We start from the raw sequence: 5,926 nt of genomic DNA, 5'->3' as shown, positions 1-5,926 counted from the left end.
GTCTCGGGGGGTTTACCCGGGGGCTTTTTTCGCCGTGCTTGTGGGGTTTTATATGTGGTACCTGATGCTCAAATTGACCGACCAGCGCGACACGCCGGTGTTGCCCTTGTCGTTGTTGTTCTCCTGCACGCCCGGACCCGTGCCCGGACCCGTCCAGGTGTAGACGTAACGACCCTGCGAGCCGGCCGGGCACAGCGGGGTGACGGTCGCGGTGCACACGCCGGAGTAGTTCGCCAGCTGCTGGGTGGAGTTGAAGCCGTAATCTTCGATCACGCCCCAGTCTTCGTTCAGCAGGTTGCCGATGTTCATGATGTCCAGGGCCAGCACGGCCTTGTGGTCTTCGGCGAAGCCCGGCAGTTCCTGCGACACGCGAACGTCGAAGTTGTTCACGAAGCCGGTGCGGAAGCCGTTGGCCGGGGCGATCTGGCCCTGGTAGGCCGACAGTTCCGGGTTGTCGGCCAGGTAGGCGAAGAACGAAGCTTCCATCGCCGCACCGCCGGTCCAGATCACGTCGCCCGGACCATTGGGGACGTAGAACAGGTCGTTGAAGCCACCACCGTCGCCGTTGGCGTCGTTGCGGAAGATGTAGCTGAACGGACGGCCCGAGCGACCTTCGTAGAACATGCCCACGCGGGTTTCGTTGTCGCCGAAGAAGTTGTGCTTCCACTGCAGGGAGCCGGTGAAGCGGTCCTTGATGGCGTAGCGCGAGTCGTACGCCACGTCTTCACCCTGGTTGCGGATGAGGGTGCTGCCCCAGTTCGACGAGTTCTGCGAGCTGGTCAGCGGGGTGACGTCGGTCGCCGCGGTGTAGGTGTAGGCGAAGCTCCAGGACCAGTTGTCCACCATCGGCTTGTCCAGGCCCACGGTCAGCTGCTGGCTCTCGCCCTCGCTGGTGTTGCGCAGCAGGAACACGTCGCCCACGCCGGCCGGGCGGAAGAAGCGGTTGCCCACGCCGTTGCGGCCGTCGGTGATGCCGAAGGTGTCGCGGAAGGCCGGGTCGAGGCCGCGCGCGTTCCAGTACAGTTCGCGACCATCGGGGCCGACGGCGGTGACGCCCTGGCCCGCCGAGTTGAACATGTCCAGGCGGTCGATGACGATACCGTCCTTGACGTTGGTCACCAGCAGCTCGGCGCTGAACACGGTGCCGTACCACGGCAGCTCGTGGTCGAAGGCGAGGTTGGCCTTCCAGGTCGACGGCAGGGCGAAGCCCGGCTCGATGATGTCGACGTTCTGGCGGCCAGCGCCACCGGCCGGGATGAACGGCGGCTGGTTGGGCGTGAACGGAGCCACCGGCGGGTTGCCGGAGCCGCCCAGCGAGTACTCGGTGTAGCTCAGGCCGGTGTTGCCATAGGCGCCGGCCACCCAGACGTTGGGCGAAGCACCCTGGAACAGGCCCACGCCGCCGCGCAGCTGGGTCGGGCGATCGGAGTCGAAGGTGTAGTTGAAGCCGGCGCGCGGCTGCAGCAGGCTGGCGTCGACGGTGCGGGTGTTGTCATAGCCGTAGGTCGAATCGATCAGCGCGTTGAACACCGGCTGGTCGTCGAAGTCGGGCATGTCGTAGCGCAGGCCGAACATCAGGGTCAGGTTGTAGTTCACCGACCAGCTGTCCTGCACGAACAGACCGGTGTTCTTCTGGTTGTACGAAGCCGGGATGTCGTCGTAGGTACGGCCCGGACCCGGGCCACGCACCACGTAGTTGGTCGGGGTGCCGGCGACGAACGCCGCCAGGTTGTTGAAGGTGTAGGTGCCGTTCTGGTTGCGGCCGAAGTAGTTGAAGATGTCGTTCGACTCGTGGTCGAAGCCGAACTTGATGGCATGGTCGCCGACGAACAGATTGCCGGAGCCGAACAGGCTCACCTGCTCGGTCTCGAGCACGTTCACATGCGTGTTCTGCTCGGTGCCGATGAAGATGCTGCTGTTGCCGCCAAAGCCACGGATTTCGATCTGCGGCAGGTTCGACAGCGGCACGCGCACGGAATCATACGTGCGGTAGGAGGCCTTGAACTCGGTCGAGAAGTTCTCGGTCCAGTCGCTGAAGAGCTCGAGCACGGTGGTGTCGAAGGTCTTGGGCAGGTCGTACCAGAAGCTGCTGAGCGAGATCGAGTTGTTGTCGACCTGCGGGAAGCGCAGGACGTTCTGCTCGAGGCTGCTGTAGCGCAGCGCGGCGCGGTGGTCGTCGGTGATGTTCAGGTCGATCTTGACCGCGAACTCTTCGATGTTGGTGTCGCCCGAAACAGCGGTGCCGCCGGCATCAAAGCCGTAGGCGGCGGCCGCGGCCTGGACGGCCGTGACGTTGGCCGGAGTAATCAGGCCCCTGCCGAACGGCGTGTCCGAGAAGCCGGTGCCCGGGTCGCCACGGGTGTAGTTCTCGTAGTTCACGAAGAAGAACAGGCGGTCCTTGATCAGCGGGCCACCGAAGGTGCCGCCGTAGGTGGTTTCTTCCGAGAAGCCGTTGAACGTGACGCCACGCAGGTCCTCGCGGACCCAATCGCCGTCGCGCAGGGTGTAGTACACCGAGCCGCCGAACTCGTTGGTGCCCGACTTGGTCACCGCGTTCACCACCGCGCCGGTGCCGCCAGCGATGGTGGTGTCGTAGTTGGCCACGTCGACGTTGATCGCTTCGATGGCATCGATGGACACCGGCTGACGCTCGGTCGGCAGGTTGTTCGATTCCAGGCCGAACGGATCGGACGAGCTGACGCCGTCGATCTTGATGAGGTTGTAACGGGTGTTCTGGCCACCGGCCGAGATCGCGCCGTCAGCCTTGCTGACCTGCGAGATGCGCGGGTCCAGGCGGATGTAGTCCTGGATGTTGCGGCCGGCGGAAGGCAGCGAGTCGATCTGGTCGCGGCTCACGTTGGTGCCGGTACCCATCTTGTCGGCGCTGAACACTTCGGCGGTGACGGCGGCGCCGGTGACTTCCACCGCGGCCAGCGTGGTGGTGTCTTCGCCCAGCACGGCGTCAACCGAGGTGGTCTCGGCCAGCTGCAGGTACACGCCCTCGCGCACTTCGCTCACGCCGTCCTTGACGACCGTGATGGTGTACGGGCCGCCGACGCGCAGGCCGCGCGCGGCGTAACGTCCGTCGGCGCTGGTGGTGGCCGTGCTGGTGGTGCCGGTGGGCACGTGCAGGATGGTCACCTGGGCGCCGGAAACGGGCTGCGAATCAGCGGCGACGATGCGACCGCCGACGACGGCCGTGGTGTTCTGGGCGAAGGCCGGCGCGGCCGCAAGGGCGATGGCGAGGCCAAGGGAGAGCTGAGACAGCCGAACCCGGTTGCGATTGGTCATGGTGGTTAACCCTGATTTTAGTGACTGAGGAAATGGGTGGTGCGGCGTCCCGCCGCTGCGCCTGACGGGCCAGGCGCGGCTAATCCTTGAAGAGTTGCCTGGACGGGAGTCCCCTGCGACCCGGGCAATAACAAGAGTTTAACACGCTACATTGGTCACATGTCATTCAGGTGACAAGCCCATGTCGGTCAAGGCTGCCCGCGAGGCAGGGCCTTACAGTCCGGGCGCGGCCCGCAGGTAGGTGGCCACGCCGTCCAGCAGCATCTGTACCGAAATGGCCACCAGCAGCATGCCCATCAGGCGCTCCACGGCCAGCAGCACCCGCATGCCCAGGACCTTGTAGAGGGAGGTGGCCGAGAACAGCAGCACCGCGGTGCCCAGCCAGGCCAGCACCAGGGCCAGGGTCCAGTCGCCCATCCGGCCCGGGTCCTGGCTGCCCAGCAGCATCACGGCGGCCATGCCCGAGGGGCCGGCCACCAGGGGGATGGCCATGGGGACGATGAAGGGCTCGCCGTCCGGCATTTCACCGAACATGCCCTCGGGGCGCGGGAACACCATCTTCAGGCCAATCAGGAACAGGACGATGCCGCCGGCGATGGACACCGACTCCTGGCGCAGGTGCATGGCCTCGAGCACGTATTTGCCGCCCCACATGAAGGCCAGCAGCACCCCCAGGGCGATCAGCAGCTCCCGGACCAGCACGATCCGGCGGCGGTGCGCGGGCAGCGGCTTGAGCAGGCCCAGGAACACCGGGATGTTGCCCAGCGGGTCCAGGATCAGGAACAGCAGCAGCGCCGCGGACAGGGTGGTCACGGCGACGGCACCCGCGGGGCCCAGACCTGGCCCCGGCGATCGACGCCCGCGGCACTGAGAAGATGCACGCAGGCCGGGGCGTAGGCCGCCGCCGCCGGCACCCGCAGCTGGGCCTCGTCGGCGTAGGCGCGGGCGCGCAGGTCGGTGCGCATCGGGCCAGGCTCCAGGCCCGCTACCCGGACCGTGGTGGCATCGGTCTCGGCGCTGAGCTGGTGCACCAGGTGGGCCAGGCCGAGCTTGGCCAGGCCGTAAGCACCCCAGTAGGGCTTGCCGACCCGGGCCGGGTCGTCGGTGACGAACACCACGGCGCTGTCGTCCGCCTGGCGCAGCCAGGGCAGGCAAGCCTGGGTGAGCAGCCAGGGCGCCGTCAGGTTGACGTGCAGATTGCGGACGAAGGCCTCCGGGTCGGTGGCCTCCAGCGGGGCCAGCCCGGTGAATTCGGCCGCGCAGTGCAGTAGACCGTGCAGCCCGCCCAACTCGGTGGCGACCTTCTCGGCCAGCACGGCGTAGTCCGACGGGTCGGCCCCGGCCAGGTCCAGCGGGTAAAGCGCCGGCTCGGGGCCCAGCGCTTTCACCGCGTCATAGACCCGATTGAGCTTGGGCACCCTTCTTCCGGCCAGCACCACCGTGGCGCCGGCGCGGGCGCAGGCCTTGGCGGCCTCGGCGCCCAGGCCTCCGTGGGCGCCGGTGATCAGCACCGTGCGCCCCAGCAGGGCGTCGGCGGCGACCAGGGGCATCGAGGCCGCGTCCGGATTCATGCCGCCTTTTGCGCCTCGGCCACCATGCGCGCCAGCTCGCCGCTGTCGAGCAGCTCAACGGTGATGTCGCAGCCGCCGATGAGCTCGCCATTGATGAAGAGCTGCGGGAAGGTCGGCCAATCCGAATAGCGCGGCAGGTTGGCGCGGATCTCGGGCTGCTCAAGCACGTTCACCGTGTGGAAGCTGGCCGCCCCGGCAGCCCTCAAGGCCTGCACCGACCGGCTGGAGAAGCCGCACATCGGGAACTGCGGGGTGCCTTTCATGAAGAGCACGATGGGATGGCCCTCGACCTCGGCCTTGATCTGTTCCTGCACACTCATGGAAAACTCCGTTCAGGCCGCAGCCCGGAAGCCGGGCGCGTTAAGGCTAGAATTATAAGGCCAACGCGGCGCCCGACGGCGTCCGCCCCCCTCGCAACCGGAGAATTCCATGGCCATCGAACTGCCTGCCCTGCCCTACGACCGTACCGCGCTGGAGCCGCACATTTCCGGCGAAACCATCGACTTCCATTACGGCAAGCACCACCAGGCCTACGTCACCAACCTCAACAACCTGATCAAGGGCACCGAGTTCGAAGAGCTCGAGCTTGAAGCCATCGTGCGCAAGGCCCAGGGCGGCATGTTCAACAACGCCGCCCAGGTCTGGAACCACACCTTCTATTGGAACTGCCTCAAGCCCAACGGCGGCGGCGAGCCCACCGGCGACCTGGCCGAAGCCATCACCAAGGCCTTCGGTTCGTTCGCGGCGTTCAAGGAACAGTTCACCCAGACAGCCGTCACCACCTTCGGCTCTGGCTGGGCCTGGCTGGTCCAGCGTCCCGACGGTTCGCTGGCCCTGGTGAGCACCCCCAACGCGGCCACTCCGCTGACCGGCACCGACACGCCCCTGCTCACCTGCGACGTGTGGGAACACGCGTACTACGTGGACTACCGCAACGCCCGCCCCAAGTACGTCGAAGCCTTCTGGAACCTGGTGAACTGGGACTTCGTCGCCAAGCAGATGAACTGACGCCCGCGCGCACGCCCACCGGCGGGCGCCAAGGGTCATTCCAGGTCGGCGCCTTC

5 protein-coding genes are annotated in these 5,926 nt (G+C 66.7%); 1 reads left to right on the top strand and 4 read right to left on the bottom strand.

Annotated elements, in window-relative coordinates; translation table 11 throughout:
* Positions 1 to 48 precede the first annotated feature (48 nt).
* From K0M70_RS15390 to grxD, 4 genes are all read right to left on the bottom strand, one after another.
* The gene (locus K0M70_RS15390; RefSeq protein WP_290783456.1) at positions 49 to 3,291 is read right to left on the bottom strand and encodes a TonB-dependent receptor; all 3,243 of its coding nucleotides are present in this window, start codon (positions 3,289 to 3,291) and stop codon (positions 49 to 51) included.
* A gap of 213 nt (positions 3,292 to 3,504) precedes the next feature.
* Positions 3,505 to 4,104, bottom strand: coding sequence for a MarC family protein (locus tag K0M70_RS15385; RefSeq protein WP_290783454.1), 600 nt, complete (start codon positions 4,102 to 4,104; stop codon positions 3,505 to 3,507).
* On the bottom strand, positions 4,101 to 4,862 hold the full coding sequence (locus K0M70_RS15380; protein WP_290783451.1) for an SDR family NAD(P)-dependent oxidoreductase: 762 nt from the start codon (positions 4,860 to 4,862) through the stop codon (positions 4,101 to 4,103). The genes K0M70_RS15385 and K0M70_RS15380 overlap by 4 nt, the downstream gene beginning before the upstream one ends.
* On the bottom strand, positions 4,859 to 5,182 hold the full coding sequence (grxD, locus tag K0M70_RS15375; protein ID WP_290783448.1) for a Grx4 family monothiol glutaredoxin: 324 nt from the start codon (positions 5,180 to 5,182) through the stop codon (positions 4,859 to 4,861). Before grxD ends, K0M70_RS15380 begins: the two co-directional genes overlap by 4 nt.
* 109 nt (positions 5,183 to 5,291) lie before the next feature.
* Here grxD and sodB point away from each other — a divergent pair, with 109 nt between their 5' ends.
* Complete coding sequence (gene sodB / locus K0M70_RS15370; protein ID WP_290783444.1) at positions 5,292 to 5,870, top strand: superoxide dismutase [Fe]; 579 nt, start codon at positions 5,292 to 5,294, stop codon at positions 5,868 to 5,870.
* The last annotated feature ends 56 nt before the right edge of the window (positions 5,871 to 5,926 follow it).

Source organism: Arenimonas sp., from assembly GCF_019459675.1.
Taxonomy (GTDB): Bacteria; Pseudomonadota; Gammaproteobacteria; order Xanthomonadales; family Xanthomonadaceae; genus Arenimonas.
This window is presented reverse-complemented; position numbering and strand designations above follow the sequence as displayed.